This is a genomic window from Streptomyces sp. NPDC051976, from assembly GCF_040680795.1.
Classification (GTDB): Bacteria; Actinomycetota; Actinomycetes; order Streptomycetales; family Streptomycetaceae; genus Actinacidiphila.
Window position 1 is genome coordinate 92,319 of record NZ_JBFAXL010000007.1, and the last position, 14,960, is coordinate 107,278.

General features: G+C 73.0%; 14 protein-coding genes. 13 read left to right on the forward strand and 1 reads right to left on the reverse strand.

The window, feature by feature from the left end; translation table 11 throughout:
• Positions 1-57: 57 nt before the first annotated feature.
• The 13 genes from AB0M29_RS10475 to AB0M29_RS10535 all read left to right on the forward strand — a co-directional run bounded on the left by AB0M29_RS10475 (position 58) and on the right by AB0M29_RS10535 (position 13,206).
• Positions 58-1,842 (forward strand): nickel-dependent hydrogenase large subunit, encoded by a 1,785-nt coding sequence (locus AB0M29_RS10475; RefSeq protein ID WP_365381718.1) that lies wholly within the window; start codon positions 58-60, stop codon positions 1,840-1,842.
• Positions 1,839-2,378 carry a hypothetical protein gene (locus AB0M29_RS10480; RefSeq protein WP_365381719.1) on the forward strand — a complete coding sequence of 180 codons (540 nt, stop codon included), beginning with the start codon at positions 1,839-1,841 and terminating at the stop codon, positions 2,376-2,378. The genes AB0M29_RS10475 and AB0M29_RS10480 overlap by 4 nt, the downstream gene beginning before the upstream one ends.
• Positions 2,375-3,043 carry a DUF5947 family protein gene (locus tag AB0M29_RS10485; RefSeq protein ID WP_365381721.1) on the forward strand — a complete coding sequence of 223 codons (669 nt, stop codon included), beginning with the start codon at positions 2,375-2,377 and terminating at the stop codon, positions 3,041-3,043. Before AB0M29_RS10480 ends, AB0M29_RS10485 begins: the two co-directional genes overlap by 4 nt.
• Positions 3,040-3,768 carry a DUF6084 family protein gene (locus AB0M29_RS10490; protein ID WP_365381723.1) on the forward strand — a complete coding sequence of 243 codons (729 nt, stop codon included), beginning with the start codon at positions 3,040-3,042 and terminating at the stop codon, positions 3,766-3,768. Before AB0M29_RS10485 ends, AB0M29_RS10490 begins: the two co-directional genes overlap by 4 nt.
• On the forward strand, positions 3,765-5,264 hold the full coding sequence (locus tag AB0M29_RS10495) for a hypothetical protein (RefSeq protein WP_365381725.1): 1,500 nt from the start codon (positions 3,765-3,767) through the stop codon (positions 5,262-5,264). Before AB0M29_RS10490 ends, AB0M29_RS10495 begins: the two co-directional genes overlap by 4 nt.
• The gene (locus tag AB0M29_RS10500; RefSeq protein WP_365381726.1) at positions 5,261-5,800 is read left to right on the forward strand and encodes a hydrogenase maturation protease; all 540 of its coding nucleotides are present in this window, start codon (positions 5,261-5,263) and stop codon (positions 5,798-5,800) included. The genes AB0M29_RS10495 and AB0M29_RS10500 overlap by 4 nt, the downstream gene beginning before the upstream one ends.
• Before the next feature lie 240 nt (positions 5,801-6,040).
• Complete coding sequence (locus AB0M29_RS10505) at positions 6,041-6,436, forward strand: hydrogenase maturation nickel metallochaperone HypA (protein WP_365381728.1); 396 nt, start codon at positions 6,041-6,043, stop codon at positions 6,434-6,436.
• A gap of 2 nt (positions 6,437-6,438) precedes the next feature.
• Positions 6,439-7,257, forward strand: a complete 819-nt coding sequence (gene hypB / locus AB0M29_RS10510) for a hydrogenase nickel incorporation protein HypB (protein WP_365381730.1) — start codon at positions 6,439-6,441, stop codon at positions 7,255-7,257.
• Positions 7,254-9,671 carry a carbamoyltransferase HypF gene (gene hypF / locus AB0M29_RS10515; RefSeq protein WP_365381732.1) on the forward strand — a complete coding sequence of 806 codons (2,418 nt, stop codon included), beginning with the start codon at positions 7,254-7,256 and terminating at the stop codon, positions 9,669-9,671. Before hypB ends, hypF begins: the two co-directional genes overlap by 4 nt.
• A gap of 73 nt (positions 9,672-9,744) precedes the next feature.
• Positions 9,745-10,083, forward strand: a complete 339-nt coding sequence (locus AB0M29_RS10520; RefSeq protein ID WP_365381734.1) for a HypC/HybG/HupF family hydrogenase formation chaperone — start codon at positions 9,745-9,747, stop codon at positions 10,081-10,083.
• Positions 10,080-11,204, forward strand: coding sequence for a hydrogenase formation protein HypD (gene hypD / locus AB0M29_RS10525; protein WP_365381736.1), 1,125 nt, complete (start codon positions 10,080-10,082; stop codon positions 11,202-11,204). The genes AB0M29_RS10520 and hypD overlap by 4 nt, the downstream gene beginning before the upstream one ends.
• 43 nt (positions 11,205-11,247) lie before the next feature.
• Positions 11,248-12,288 carry a hydrogenase expression/formation protein HypE gene (hypE, locus tag AB0M29_RS10530; RefSeq protein WP_365381952.1) on the forward strand — a complete coding sequence of 347 codons (1,041 nt, stop codon included), beginning with the start codon at positions 11,248-11,250 and terminating at the stop codon, positions 12,286-12,288.
• A 123-nt stretch (positions 12,289-12,411) separates the two neighbouring features.
• On the forward strand, positions 12,412-13,206 hold the full coding sequence (locus AB0M29_RS10535) for an SGNH/GDSL hydrolase family protein (RefSeq protein WP_365381738.1): 795 nt from the start codon (positions 12,412-12,414) through the stop codon (positions 13,204-13,206).
• 99 nt (positions 13,207-13,305) lie between these two features.
• Here AB0M29_RS10535 and AB0M29_RS10540 read toward each other — a convergent pair whose 3' ends face one another.
• Entirely contained in the window at positions 13,306-14,898 is a 1,593-nt protein-coding gene (locus AB0M29_RS10540) for a PucR family transcriptional regulator (RefSeq protein WP_365381739.1), read from the reverse strand.
• Between the last annotated feature and the right edge of the window lie 62 nt (positions 14,899-14,960).

A 14,960-nucleotide genomic window follows, 5' to 3' on the forward strand; every position in this document is an offset into this window, starting at 1 on the left:
CCCCCGCGATCCGCAGTAGTACCCGACCTCACCACCCAGAAGGGCACGGCACACACGATGGCACCGAAGACGAAGGCGGCCGGCGACGGCAGCGGCCTGGTGGAGATGGCCTGGGACCCGATCACCCGGATCGTGGGCAGCCTCGGCATCCACACGAAGATCGACTTCAAGCAGAAGAAGGTCGCCGAGTGCTACAGCACCTCGTCGGTCTTCCGCGGCTACAGCGTCTTCATGCGCGGCAAGGACCCCCGCGACGCGCACTTCATCACCAGCCGGATCTGCGGGATCTGCGGTGACAACCACGCGACCTGCTCGGTGTACGCGCAGAACATGGCGTACGGGGTGAAGCCGCCGCACCTGGGCGAGTGGATCATCAACCTGGGCGAGTCGGCCGAGTACATGTTCGACCACAACATCTTCCAGGAGAACCTGGTCGGGGTCGACTACTGCGAGCGCATGGTCCGCGAGACCAACCCCGGCGTGCTGGAGAAGGCCGAGCGCACCGAGGCGCCGCACGCCGGGGAGCACGGCTACAAGACGATCGCCGACATCATGCGGTCGCTCAACCCGATCGAGGGCGAGTTCTACCGCGAGGCCCTCCAGGTCAGCCGCTACACCCGGGAGATGTTCTGCCTGATGGAGGGCCGCCATGTGCACCCCTCCACCCTCTACCCGGGCGGTGTCGGCACGATCGCCTCCGTGCAGCTCTTCACCGACTACCTCAGCCGGCTGATGCGCTACGTGGAGTTCATGAAGCGCGTCGTCCCGCTCCACGACGACCTGTTCGACTTCTTCTACGAGGCGCTGCCCGGGTACGAGGAGGTCGGCCGCCGGCGGATCCTGCTGGGCTGCTGGGGCGCGCTCAACGACCCCGAGCACTGCGACTTCACCTACGCCAACATGACCGACTGGGGACGGAAGATGTTCGTCACCCCGGGCGTCATCGTGGACGGCAAGCTGGTCACCAACGACCTCACCGAGATCAACCTCGGCATCCGGATCCTGCTGGGCAGCTCGTACTACCAGGATTGGGAGGGCAGGGAGCAGTTCGTCACCCACGACCCGCTCGGCAACCCGGTCGACCCGCGCCACCCGTGGAACCAGCACACCATCCCGGCCCCGCAGAAGCGGAACTTCGACGACAAGTACAGCTGGGTGATGTCGCCGCGCTGGTTCGACGGCAAGGACCACCTGGCGCTGGACACCGGCGGCGGCCCGATCGCCCGGCTGTGGTCCACCGCGCTGTCCGGCCTGGTCGACATCGGCTACGTGAAGGCCACCGGCCACAGCGTGCAGATCAACCTGCCGCGGACCATGACGAAGCCGGAGACCAGCTTCGAGTGGAAGATCCCGAAGTGGAGCAACGCGCTGGAGCGCAACCGCGCCCGCACGTACTTCCAGGCGTACGCCGCCGCGGTCGCGCTGCACTTCGCCGAGAAGGGGCTGGAGGAGGTGCGCGCCGGACGCACCCAGACCTGGGAGAAGTTCGAGGTGCCCGAGGAGGGCCTGGGGGTCGGCTTCACCGAAGCGGTCCGCGGCGTCCTGTCGCACCACATGGTGATCAGGGACGGCAAGATCGCCAACTACCACCCGTACCCGCCGACCCCGTGGAACGCCAGCACCCGCGACACCTTCGGCACTCCCGGCCCGTACGAGGACGCGGTGCAGAACACGCCGATCTTCGAGGAGAACTCCCCGGAGAACTTCAAGGGCATCGACATCATGCGGGCCGTCCGCAGCTTCGACCCGTGCCTGCCGTGCGGTGTGCACATGTACACCGGCGAGGGCAGGACCGTGAAGCAGATGCACGTGCCCACCGGCCTGAGCGGGATGGGCGGATGAGCACCACGGCGGTACGGCCGCCCGACGCGGAACAGGCCGGGCGGCGGATCGAGGAGATCCTCGACCGTCTCGCGGCCAGCGGCGACCGCGAGGTCTGCGGCGCGGCGGAGGAACTGGTACGGGTCCTGATGGACTTCTACGGCGCGGGCCTCGCCCGGATCGTCGCCCTGACCGGGCAGGCGGACCCGCGGGCGCTCGACCGGCTGCTGCGCGACGAGTTGGTCTCCGGGATGCTGGTCCTGCACGACCTGCATCCCGAGCCGCTCGACGCCAGGATCAGCCGCGCGCTGGAGAGCCTGCCGGGCAGGCCGGTGGAGCTGGTCGGTTTCGACGAGGCCACCGGGGTGCTGCGGGTGCGCTCCACCGACGCGGGCGGCTGCGGCTGCCCCAGCACCAACACGGCCGCCCGGGAGTCCGTGGAGGCGGCGCTCGCCTGCTTCGCCACCGAGGTCGCCGCGGTGGAGCTGGAGTCGGCGGGGTCGTCGGCCGAGCCGGTGCTGCTGCAGATCTCCCCCCGCCCGGTCACGGCCTCATGAGCACTCCTCAGACCGCGCCCGGCCACACAGGCCGGGCGCCGGGACCGGCGGGGCTGCGCCGGTTCGTGGTCCCCGCGCCGCCCCGGCAGGAGCGCTGCGAACTGTGCGGGGCGCCGGTCGCGGAGGAGGGCCACCGGCACCTGGTCGACACCGGCAACCGCGTACTGGCCTGCGCCTGCACGCCCTGCGCGCTGCTGTTCGAGACGCCGGGCGCGGGCCGCGGGCGGTTCCGCGCGGTGCCCGACCGGTATCTCACCGACTCCGGCCACTCGCTGGACGACGGCGCCTGGGAGCTGCTGCAGATCCCGGTCGGCGTCGTCTTCTTCTTCCGCAACGCCGCCCTCGACCGGCTGGTCGCCCTCTACCCGTCCCCCGCGGGGGCCACCGAGAGCGAGCTGGACCCGGCCGACTGGCAGCACGTCCTGGACCGCACCCGCCTGGCGGACCTGCTGGAGCCCGACGTGGAAGCGCTGCTGCTGCGCCGCACGGACGGCGTGTGCGAATGCTTCCTGGTGCCGATCGACATCTGCTACGAGCTGGTCGGCCGGATGCGGCTGCACTGGCAGGGATTCGACGGCGGACCCGAGGCCCGCGCGGACCTGGCCGCGTTCTTCACCCATGTCCGCGGCCGGGCCAGGGAACTGCCCAAGGAGGACGGGGCGTGACGGAGTTCTCCTTCTCCTGCGTCTCGGTGCGCGCCGACCGGTACGCGGCCGGGCCCACGCTGGTCTTCCGGCTGCGGGTCACGGCCACCCCCGGCACCCGGGTGCACGCGATCGCGCTGCGCTGCCAGTTCCGTATCGAACCGGGCCGCCGCGGCTACTCGGCCGAGGAGGCCGAGGGGCTGTCGGACCTGTTCGGTGCCAGGTCGCGCTGGGGCAGCACGCTGCTGCCGGTGCAGTTCGCCCAGGTGTCGCTGGTCGTACCGGGGTTCACCGGGGAGACCGAGGTCGACCTGCCGGTGCCGTGCAGCTACGACCTGGACGTGGCCGCGGGCCGGTACTTCCACGCGCTGGAGGACGGTGAGGTGCCGCTGCTGATGCTCTTCTCCGGCACCGCGTTCACCGGCGCCCGCGGCTTCCATGTGGAAATGGTGCCCTGGGACCGGGAGGCGTCCTTCCGGATGCCGGTCGCGGTCTGGCGGGAGATGGTCGACCAGCACTTCCCCGGCTGCGGCTGGCTGCGGCTGCCCGCCGACACCATGGACGCGCTCCTCGCCTTCCGCTCCCGGCGGGCACTGCCGTCCTGGGAGGCGACGGTCGAGGCGCTGCTGGCCGCCGACGCGCTGTCCGCTGACGGCGAGCGCGCCGGGACGCGGACCGCCGCCGTACGTCCGGGCGCCGTACCCGCCGCCGCGACCCCGCTCACCTCCGACAGGACAGCGCCGTGACCACCACCTCCACCGGACCGGCCGCCGCCGGTACCGACACTCCCGGCGACGACACCCGCTTCGCCGCCGCCCGGAGCGTCGCCGACGCGGTGCTGTTCGAGGGCTATGTCCTCTACCCGTACCGGGCCTCGGCGGCGAAGAACCGGCTGCGCTGGCAGTTCGGCGTGCTGGTCCCGCCGCGCTGGGGCGCGGACAGCGGCGAGCACACCTTCCAGCGCACCGAGTGCCTGATGGAACCGCGCGGCGACGCCCGGCTCTTCGTGGAGCTGCGGTTCCTGCACGCCCAGCGGCGTACCGTCCAGCGGCTGCTGCCCGGCGGCGGATACGAGACGGTCGGCGAACTCGCGCTGGCCGACCGGGTACTGACGCCGTGGGACGAGGGCGTCGAGGAGCGCGTCGAGATCGCCCTGCCGGTGGCGGAACTGGGCGCGGCGGGAGGCGACGGGGAGCGCGTCTTCCCCTTCACCTGCCCGGCCCGTGAGGAGACCGAGGAGGTGGCGGACGAGACCGGCCGCCCGGTCGGCCGCCTGCTGCGCCACCGCGCGGAGGTCCGCGGCCAGGTCCGGCTGACCGCGGCCGAGGTGCCGGGCCCCTACGCGGTGCGGCGGCTCACCGCGGTGGTCGAGAACACCGCGGACTGGCGGCCCGCGGACGCGGACACCGGCCGCGAGGCGGCGCTGCCGTACGCGCTGGTCTCCGCCCATCTGATGCTGGGGCTGAGCGCCGGGTCGTTCCTGTCGGTGACCGATCCGCCCGAGTGGGCCAAGGGCGCCACCGCGGACTGCGAGAACACCCACACCTGGCCCGTACTGGCCGGGCGGGACGGCCGCGCCGACGTCGTGCTCTCCTCGCCGATCATCCTGGAGGACCATCCGGCGATCGCGCCCGAGAGCCCGGGGGCGCTCTACGACGCCCTGGAGATCGACGAGATCCTCACCCTGCGCACGGCCGCCCTCACCGACCAGGAGAAGCGCGAGGCCCGGGGCACCGACGCGCGGGCCGCCGCGGTCATCGACCTCGCCGACACCATGCCGCCGGAGGTGCTGGAGCGGCTGCACGGCGCCGTACGGTCGCTGCGCGAGATCACCGGCCCGTCGCCCGGTGACGACGCGGTCGACCTGATCGCACTGGCCGGGACCGACGACCCGCTCGCCGCGGTGATGCGGCCCGACGCCCCCTGGTGGGACCCGGCGAGCGACGCGAGCGTCGACCCCGGGCGTGACCATGTCGTGGTCGACGGCCGCCGGGTGGCCGCGGGCAGCAGGGTCCGGCTGCGTCCGGGGCTGCGCCGCACCGACGCGCAGGACATCTTCCTGCACGGCCGCGACGCCCTGGTCGAGGCGGTGCTGCACGACGTCGACGGCGGCGTGCACCTGGCCGTGACCGTGGACGGCGATCCGGGCGCCGACATCCGGCGCGAGCAGGGCAGGTTCCTGTACTTCCAGCCCGACGAAGTGACCCCGCTGGACGACGCCACCCCGCGGGAGGACGCATGACCGCCGAAGGGCCCCGCACCCTGATCGCGGGCGTCGGCAACATCTTCCTCGGCGACGACGGATTCGGCGTCGAGACCGTACGGCGGTTGATCGCCGCGGGTCTGCCCGACCGTGTCGAGGCCGTGGACGTCGGGGTACGGGGCGTCCACCTGGCGTACCAACTCCTCGACGGCTACGACACGTTCGTGCTGGTGGACGCCACCGCGCGCGGCGGCGCCCCGGGGACGCTGTACGTCATCGAGCCCGACGGTGAGGGCGGCGTGGAGACCGCGGCGGGCTCGGGTCCGGGGTCGGGTGAGGCGCTGCTCGACGGGCACCGGATGTCCCCCGACAGTGTGCTGGCCCTGCTCGGCACCCTGTGCGCCGGTACGGGCGGCACACCGCCGCGCCGCACCCTGGTCGTCGGCTGCGAGCCCGCCGATGTCGAGGAGGGCATCGGACTGAGTCCCGCCGTCGAGGCCGCCGTACCCGAAGCCGTCCGGCTCGTGCTGGGCCTGCTCGACCGAAACGAGGAGAGGAACACGTCGCCATGCTGAAGAAGTTCGCCGTCGTCGCCACCGCCGCCGCGGCCGTCTGGGCCGCGGTGGCCCAGGTACTGCCGGACATCAAGCGCTACATGCGGATGCGCTCCATGTGAGCGGTTCCGCTGCGCCGAACGGGTTGCCCCGGGGCGGTGCGACGGTGTGGCTCCCCGCGGCCACCCGGCGCACCGCTCTGTAATGGGGCGCACCGCTCTGTGATGGAGCGAGCGGCACGGCGGCAGCGGGAAGTGAACCATGCACGAGATGTCCATCGCGCTGGCGGTCATCGGCCAGGTGGAGGACGCGGCACGGGCCGCGGGCGCCACCGCCGTACGGTCCGTCCGGCTCCAGGTGGGCGAACTCGCCGGTGTGGTCCCCGACGCGCTCGCCTTCAGCTACGAACTGGGCTGCGCCGGAACGGTCCTGGAGGGCTCCGCCCTGACCGTCGACGCCGTCGAGGGACGCGCGCGCTGCGAGCCCTGCGCGGACGAGTGGGCGGTCGGGATGCCGCCCGACCTGTGCTGCCCGGCGTGCGGAACGGCCGCCACGGAACTGCTGTCCGGGCGTGAGCTGCGGATCGTGAGCGTCGAGTGGGACGACGGACCAGCGGCTGCCGGCCCGGACCGAGAACCGATCCACCAGGAGCGTTGAACATGTGCCGTGTGGTCGATCTGCAGCAGGCCGTGCTGGCCAGCAACGACATCTGCGCCCACGAACTGCGGGCCGGGCTCGCCGCCCGGGGCACCATCGCGGTCAATCTGCTCTCCAGCCCCGGCAGCGGCAAGACCGCGCTGCTGGAACAGGAACTGGTGCTGGCCCGCGAGCGCGGGGTGCCGGTCGCCGCGCTCACCGCCGACCTGGCCACCGAGAACGACGCCACCCGGCTGGCCCGCTCCGGCGCCCCGGTCAAGCAGGTGCTCACCGACGGGCTCTGCCATCTGGAGGCCGGAATGCTCGGCCGCCATCTGGAGGGCTGGCTGCCCGACGACACCCGGCTGCTGTTCGTGGAGAACGTCGGCAATCTGGTCTGCCCGGCGTCGTACGACCTCGGGGAGACGCTGCGGGTGGCCCTCGCCTCGGTGACGGAGGGCGAGGACAAGCCGCTGAAGTACCCGACGGCGTTCGGGCTCGCGCAGTTGGTGGTGGTGACCAAGGTCGACATCGCCGAGGCCGTCGGCTTCGACGAGGCGGCGTTCCGCGCCCATGTCGAGCGGGTCAACCCCGGGGTCGAGGTGGTGCTGACCTCCGCCAGGAGCGGGCTGGCGGCGGGCGCGCTGCTCGACCGCGCCCTGGCGGTCGCGGACGGCGGCCCCGTCCACGCGCCGGTGATGGCCCGGGGGCAGTCCCACGTCCACGAGCACGGCCATGAGCACGGGCACGGGCACGACCACGGCGAGGACCACGCGCACACGCATCCGCACCCTCACGCCCCGCAGGACGTCTCGCACCAACCGGCAGCGCGCATGTCATGACGGAGACCCCGACCGCCGTCGAACCGACCGCCCCGCTCGCCCCCGCCACCACCGCGGTCTCCACCGCCGTCACCACCGCCGTCACCACCGCCTCGGCGGCCGCCGTGCGGCGCCGGGTCACCGTCCGGGGTGTCGTGCAGGGAGTGGGCTTCCGGCCCTTCGTGTACGGGCTCGCCACCCGCCTCGGGCTGGCCGGTCATGTCACCAACACCGGTGAGGGCGTCATCGTCGAGGTGGAGGGCGCGCCGGACGCGGTGGCCCGGTTCTGTGAGCTGATCGCGGCCGACGCGCCGCCGCTCGCGGCCGTGGAGTCGGTCGACCAGTGCGAGCTGGCCGCGGTCGGCGGCTCCGGCTTCGCGATCGTCGCCTCGCACCGCGACGGTCCCGCCCGCACCCTGGTCTCCCCCGACATCGCGACCTGCGCCGACTGCCTGGCCGAACTGGCCGACCCGGACGACCGGCGGTTCCGCCACCCGTTCGTCACCTGCACCAACTGCGGGCCGCGCTTCACGATCGTCACCGGCCTGCCGTACGACCGCGACCACACCACCATGGGCCGCTTCCCGATGTGCGCCGCGTGCGCCGCCGAGTACACCGACCCGGCGGACCGGCGCTTCCACGCGCAGCCGGTGGCCTGCCACGACTGCGGTCCGCGGCTGCGGCTGGTGGACGCGACGGGGCAGGCGGTGGGGGCTGCGGACGGCGATCCGATCGCCGGGGCGCGGGCGCTGCTCGCCGCCGGGGCGGTCGTATCCGTCAAGGGCCTGGGCGGCTACCACCTCGCGTGCGACGCGGCCGATCCCGCCGCGGTCGCGCTGCTGCGGCGGCGCAAGGACCGCGGTGCCAAGCCGTTCGCGCTGATGGCCCGCGATCCGGCCGCGATCGAGGCGTACGCGCACCTCGGTCCCGAGGAGGCGGCGCTGCTCACCGGCCCCGTGCGGCCCATCGTCCTGCTGCGCCGCCGCCCGGGCGCGCTCGCCGAGCAGGTGGCGCCGGGCGGGCCCGACCTCGGGTTCATGCTGCCGTACACACCGCTGCACCATCTGCTGCTGGGGCTTCCCGGCGACCCGCCGGGGCCCGAACTGCTCGTCATGACCAGCGGCAACGTCTCGGGCGAGCCGATCGTCACCGACGACGCCGAGGCCCTGGACCGGCTGGCGCATCTCGCCGACGCCTGGCTGACCCATGACCGGCCGATCCATGTGCCGTGCGACGACTCCGTGGTGCGGGTGTGCGACGGCGAGCCGTCGGTGGTGCGCCGCTCGCGCGGTTACGCGCCGCTGCCCGTGCCGCTGCCGGTGCCGGTCGGGGCGGCGCTCGCGGTCGGCGGCGACCTCAAGAACGCGTTCTGCCTCGGCGAGGGGCGGCGCGGCTGGCTGTCGGCGCACATCGGGGACATGGACGACCTCGCCACCCAGCGCGCCTTCGAGGCGGCGGAACGGCAGTTGGAGTCCATCACCGCGGTCCGCCCCGAACGCCTGGTCGCCGACCGCCATCCGCGGTACCGCTCCTCGCGCTGGGCGCTGGACCACCGTGAGGGACGGCCGGTGGAACGGGTGCAGCACCACCACGCGCACATCGCCTCGGCCATGGCGGAACACGGCCTGGACGGCACAGGACGGGTGATCGGCGTCGCCTTCGACGGCACCGGCTACGGCGACGACGGGGCGGTGTGGGGCGGCGAGATCCTGCTGGCCGACTACGACGGCTACCACCGCTTCTGCCAGTTGGGGTACGTGCCGCTGCCCGGTGGCGACGCGGCGGTCCTGCGCCCGTACCGGATGGCGCTGGCCCATCTGCGGGCCGCGGGCATCGGCTGGGACGACGGCCTGCCGCCGGTGGACGCCTGTCCGCCCGACGAACGCCGCCTGCTGGCCCAGCAGTTGGACCGCGACCTCAACTGCGTCCCGACGTCCAGCATGGGACGGCTCTTCGACGCGGTCTCCTCCCTGGCGGGCGTCTGCCATCTCGCCGGATACGAGGCGCAGGCCGCCGTCGAGCTGGAGGCCGCCGCCCTGCGCGCGGCCTCCGGCACCGACGGTGATCCCTGCTACGGGTTCGGCTTCCGCCCCGGCGCGTCCCCCGGCGCCGAACTGATCGCCGACCCGGGGCCGCTGCTGGCCGCCGTCGTGGCCGATGTGCGGGCGGGCATCCAAGTGCCGCTGATCGCCGCCCGGTTCCACGCGGCGGTCGCCGAACTGGTACGGCACGCGTGCCTGCTGGCCCGCGAGCGGCACGGCCTGGAGACCGTCGCGCTGACCGGCGGGGTGTTCGGCAACACCCTGCTCTCCTCGGCCACCGCCACCGCGCTGCGCGCCGAGGGCTTCACCGTGCTGCGCCACCGGCTGGTGCCTCCCAACGACGGAGGGCTGGCGCTCGGCCAACTCGTGGCGGGGGCACGGCCGGTGAGCTGACCGGCCACCGGCCTTCCGCCGGACCCCGTACCCACCGCCCACCCCCACACGCCCCACAGCGAGGAGAACGCCCATGTGCCTGGCGGTACCCGGCAGAGTGCTGGAGATCGAGGACCGGGACGGCACCCGGATGGCCACCGTCGACTTCGGCGGAGTGGTCAAGGAGGTGTGCCTGGAGTACCTGCCCGATCTCCAGGTCGGCGAGTACGCCATCGTCCACGTGGGGTTCGCGTTGCAGCGGCTCGACGAGGAGTCGGCCCGGCAGACGCTGGAGCTCTTCGCCAACCTCGGCATGTTGCAGGAGGAGTTCGGAGACCCGTGGGAGCTCGCGGCCGAGGCCAACGGCTACCCCTTCGGCGACGGGGACGGCGCGGCGGACACCACAGCGGAACCGCGGGAGGCGCGGCAGTGAAGTACATCGACGAGTTCCAGGACCCCGAGCTGGCCCGCCGCCTGCTCGACGACATCCACTCCACGGTGACCAGGCCGTGGGCGCTGATGGAGGTGTGCGGCGGCCAGACCCACACCATCATCCGGCACGGGATCGACCAGCTCCTGCCGGACCAGGTCGAGTTGATCCACGGCCCGGGGTGCCCGGTGTGCGTCACCCCGCTGGAGGTGATCGACAAGGCCCTGGAGATCGCTTCCCGGCCCGACGTGATCTTCTGTTCGTTCGGTGACATGCTGCGGGTGCCGGGCACCGACCGCGACCTGTTCCGGGTCCGCAGCGAGGGCGGCGACGTCCGCGTGGTCTACTCGCCGCTGGACGCGCTGAAGATCGCCCAGCAGAACCCCGCCAAGCAGGTGGTGTTCTTCGGCATCGGCTTCGAGACCACCGCGCCGCCCAACGCGATGACCGTCTACCAGGCCCGGCGCCTCGGCATCCGCAACTTCAGCCTGCTGGTGTCGCATGTGCGGGTGCCCCCGGCGATCGAGGCCATCATGCGCTCGCCCGACTGCCGGGTGCAGGCGTTCCTCGCCGCCGGGCACGTGTGCAGCGTGATGGGCATCGGGGAGTACCCGGAGCTGGCCGAGCGGCACAAAGTGCCCATCGTGGTCACCGGGTTCGAGCCGCTGGACATCCTGGAGGGGGTGCGCCGCACCGTACGGCAGTTGGAGCGCGGCGAGCACACCGTGGACAACGCCTACGCGCGGGCGGTGCGCCCGGAGGGCAACCCGGCGGCGCAGGCCATGCTGGAGGACGTCTTCCAGGTCACCGACAGGGCCTGGCGCGGTATCGGCGTGATCCCCGGGAGCGGCTGGAAACTCTCCGACCGCTACCGGGAGTTCGACGCCGAGCACCGCTTCTCGGTGACCGGCATCCGCACCCTGGAGCCGACCGAGTGCCGCGCGGGCGAGGTGCTGCAGGGCCTGATCAAGCCGCACGAGTGCGAGGCGTTCGGGACCACCTGCACCCCGCGCAACCCGCTCGGCGCCACGATGGTCTCCAGCGAGGGCGCCTGCGCCGCGTACTACCTCTACCGGCGGCTCGACGTCGCCCCCGCGCGCCAGGAGGCGAGCCCCGTTGGCTGACATCACCACGGCGTCACCGGTCCTGACCAATGACGCCCCCGACATGCTGTCCTGGACCTGCCCGGCGCCGCTGCGCGACCAGCCGCGTGTGGTGATGGGGCACGGCGGCGGCGGGGCGCTCTCCGCCGAACTCGTGCAGCACGTCTTCGCGCCCGCGTTCGGCGGCGAGGTGCTGGCCCAACTCGGCGACTCCGCGGCGGTCACCCTCGGCGGCGCCCGGCTGGCCTTCTCCACCGACTCGTACGTGGTGCGGCCGCTGTTCTTCCCCGGCGGCAGCATCGGCGACCTCGCCGTCAACGGGACCGTCAACGACCTGGCGATGAGCGGCGCCAGGGCCGCGTATCTGTCCTGCGGGTTCATCCTGGAGGAGGGCGTCGAGATGCCGGTCGTGGCGCGGGTGGCCCGGGCCATGGGCGACGCGGCGCGGGCGGCGGGCGTCGAGGTGGTCACCGGCGACACCAAGGTGGTCGAGGCCGGCCACGGTGACGGGATCTACGTCAACACCGCCGGTATCGGGCTGATCCCGGCCGGGGTGGACCTGCGTCCGCAGCGAGTGGTGCCCGGCGACGTGGTGATCGTCAGCGGCCCGATCGGCGTGCACGGCGTGGCCATCATGAGCGTGCGCGAGGGCCTGGAGTTCGGCGTCGAGATCGAGAGCGACTGTGCGGCGCTCGGCGGTCTGGTGGACGCCATGCTCGCGGTCACCCCGGATCTGCACGTGCTGCGCGACCCCACCCGCGGCGGTCTGGCGGCCTCGCTCAACGAGATCGCGGCGGCCTCCGGCACGGGCGTCGTGCTCCGCGAGCGGGACATCCCGGTGCCGCCCGCCGTCGCCAACGCCTGCGCCATCCTCGGGCTCGACCCGATGTACGTGGCCAACGAGGGGAAGCTGGTGGCGTTCGTGCCCCGCGAGCACGCCGAGGAGGTCCTCGCGGCGATGCGGGCCCACCCGCTCGGCGCCGAGGCGCGGATCATCGGCGAGGCCGTCCCCGACCATCCCGGAACGGTCGTCGCCCGTACCGGACTTGGCGGCACCCGCGTGGTGGACCTGCCGATCGGGGAGCAACTTCCACGCATCTGCTGACCAATGCGACGACTGCGGTGGTCCGCGCGGTCTACGCGGGAAGAATCTTTGGCATGAACACTTCCCTTAGTGCCGGATCGCTTGCTACCAAGTGGTAACCAGCTTATTTCCGAGGGAGGTTCCGTGAGACTTACCAAGTCCATCGCCGCTCTCGCCACGCTCATCATGGCGATGATGATCAGCCTGGTACTCACCGGTCCGGCACACGCCGCCGGGCCCGCCTATGTCGCGCTGGGCGACTCGTACTCGGCCGGAAACGGCGCGGGGAACTACGACAGCTCCAGCGGTGACTGCCACCGCAGTTTCAGCGCATACCCGTACCTGTGGAAGAACGCGCACTCCCCGTCCTCGTTCTCCGACACCGCCTGCTCAGGTGCCGTGACCACGGACGTGCTGAACAACCAGCTCGGCCCCCTCAACTCCTCCACCGGCCTGGTCACCATCACCATCGGCGGCAATGACGCGGGCTTCGCCGACGTCATGACCACCTGTGTGACCGGCTCCGACAGCACCTGCGTCAACCGGGTCAACACCGCGGAGAACTACGCCAGGAACACCCTTCCCGGCCGCCTCGACGCCGTATACAACGCGATCAGCTCCCGGGCCCCCAACGCCCATGTGGTCGTGATGGGCTACCCGGACATGTACACCCTCAACACCTTCTGCATCGGGATGAGCGCCACCAAGCACCAGAAGATCGACGAGGCCGCGGACGTACTCGACTCCGTCACCGCCACCCGCGCCGCCGCGCACGGGTTCTCCTTCGGTGACGTCCGCTCCACCTTCCACGGCCACGAACTGTGCTCGGGCGACGACTACCTGCACTCCCTGGTGATCTCCCCGTCCTGGGAGTCCTACCACCCCACCTCCACCGGCCACTCCAGCGGATACCTGCCCGTACTGAACAACAACGACTGACAGCACAGCAGTTGACAGCGCCCGCCCCGCGGCCGTGAGGAAGCCGTCTCACGGTCGCGGGGCGTGCGTGTCGCTCCGCGCCGCGGGGGGCGTACGCGCTCAGGTGGCCGCCGTCTCGCGGGCCCGCAGCGCCAGCCAGAGGTCCACCCGGTCCTCGGTCCGGTCCATCTGACGGTTCGTGAGCTGGCCGATCCGCTGGATGCGGCTCTGCACGGTGTGCCGGTGCAGGCCCAGCAGATGCGCGGTCTCGGCCCAGGAGCCGTTGGTCTCCAGCCACGCCCGCAGGGTGTCGGTCAGCGCCTCCGCCGAGTCCTGCGCGTCGAGCGGCGCCAGTACGGTGTCCGCGAACGCCGACAGCTGGGCGGGGCTGCCGAGCCGCAGCAGCAGCCGTACGGAACCCGCCTCGGCCGCCGTCACCGGACGGCCCAGCTCCCGGCTGGCGGGCAGCAGGGCGCGCGCCTGGCGCAGCGAGAGCGCCGCGTGCTGCGGGACGACCGCGGGACCGATCCCGGCCGGGCGGTCGGGCGCGAAGCGCCGCAGGATCGCCTCGACGTCCGCCTCCTCGCCGACGACGCACTCGGCGGTGCCGCCGACCACCCGCACCAGACCGCCGGGGAGCGCCATCGCCAGATCGGCGGCGAGTTCGTTCGGTTCCGCCGGTTCGGCCGGTTGCGCGGGTGCGGCGGGCGGCGGGTCCGCGGCCACCGCCAGCACCCGGATCGCCGGGCCGCGCACCCCCGCGGAGGTGAGCAGCGCCCGCGCCTGGGCGGGCGGCAGTTCGGGGGCGAAGAGCCGGTCGAGGACCTGTGCGCGGCGGCGGCGCCGCGGTTCGTCCGCCAGGTGCCTGCGCTCCAGCTCCACCGACAGCAGGGAGACCAGGACGCTGCCCAGCAGCCGGGACTCGGCGCTCCCGACGCCGAGCAGCAGCATGAAGCCGCGCAGCCGGGTGCCGCCCAGCGGCTGCACCTGGACCCGGCCCGAGGGCAGGTCGCCGCCCGCGCTGCCGCGCAGCCCGCGCAGTGCCACCACGTCCAGGACTCCGGCGGCCTCCTCCAGCGCCGCCGCGCCGTCGGTGCCCGCCGCGCCCAGCAGCCGCCCCAGGGCGTCGCAGACCACGACCGCGGTGCCGGTGGCCTCCAGCCAGGCGTGCAGCAGCGCGTCGAGTCCGCCGCCCGAGGCGGTGGCGGCGGTCAGCCGCCGCTGGGTGTGCAACGTCCGTTCCAGCAGGCGGCGTTCCTCGGCGGCGCGGACGCCGAACACCGCTTTGGTGACCGCCACGAACGGCGTCAGTTCGGGTGCGGTCAGCAGGGGCAGGCCCAGCCGGTCCGCCGCGTCGGCGAGCGCCCGCGGCACCTCCTGGAACGGCAGCGTCCGCCCGAGACCGAGGATGAGGGCGGCGGCGCCACCGCCCGCGACGTCCTCGGCGTACGCGGCGCAGGCACTGCCCAACGCGTTCCCGGCAGCCTCCGCGCCCCCCGCCCCGCCCGCGTCGTGCGTCCCCTCGGCGCCGCCGCGCTCGGCCAGCAGCAGCCCGGTGGTCATCACGACCTCGGCGCCCTCCAGCCAGGCCGCGGGCCTGAGCATCTCCGAGGCGTGCGCGGCCTCCACCACGTTCCCCAGGCCCGCGCGCCCCGCGACCAGCCCCAGCCGCAGGGACGGGATCGCCAGAAGATCGCGGACGGTGAGGGGCATGCGCGCATGCTCCACCAATTTCCCCGCGGTGTCGACGCGTTGCCCCGACGGCCGGCCGGTGG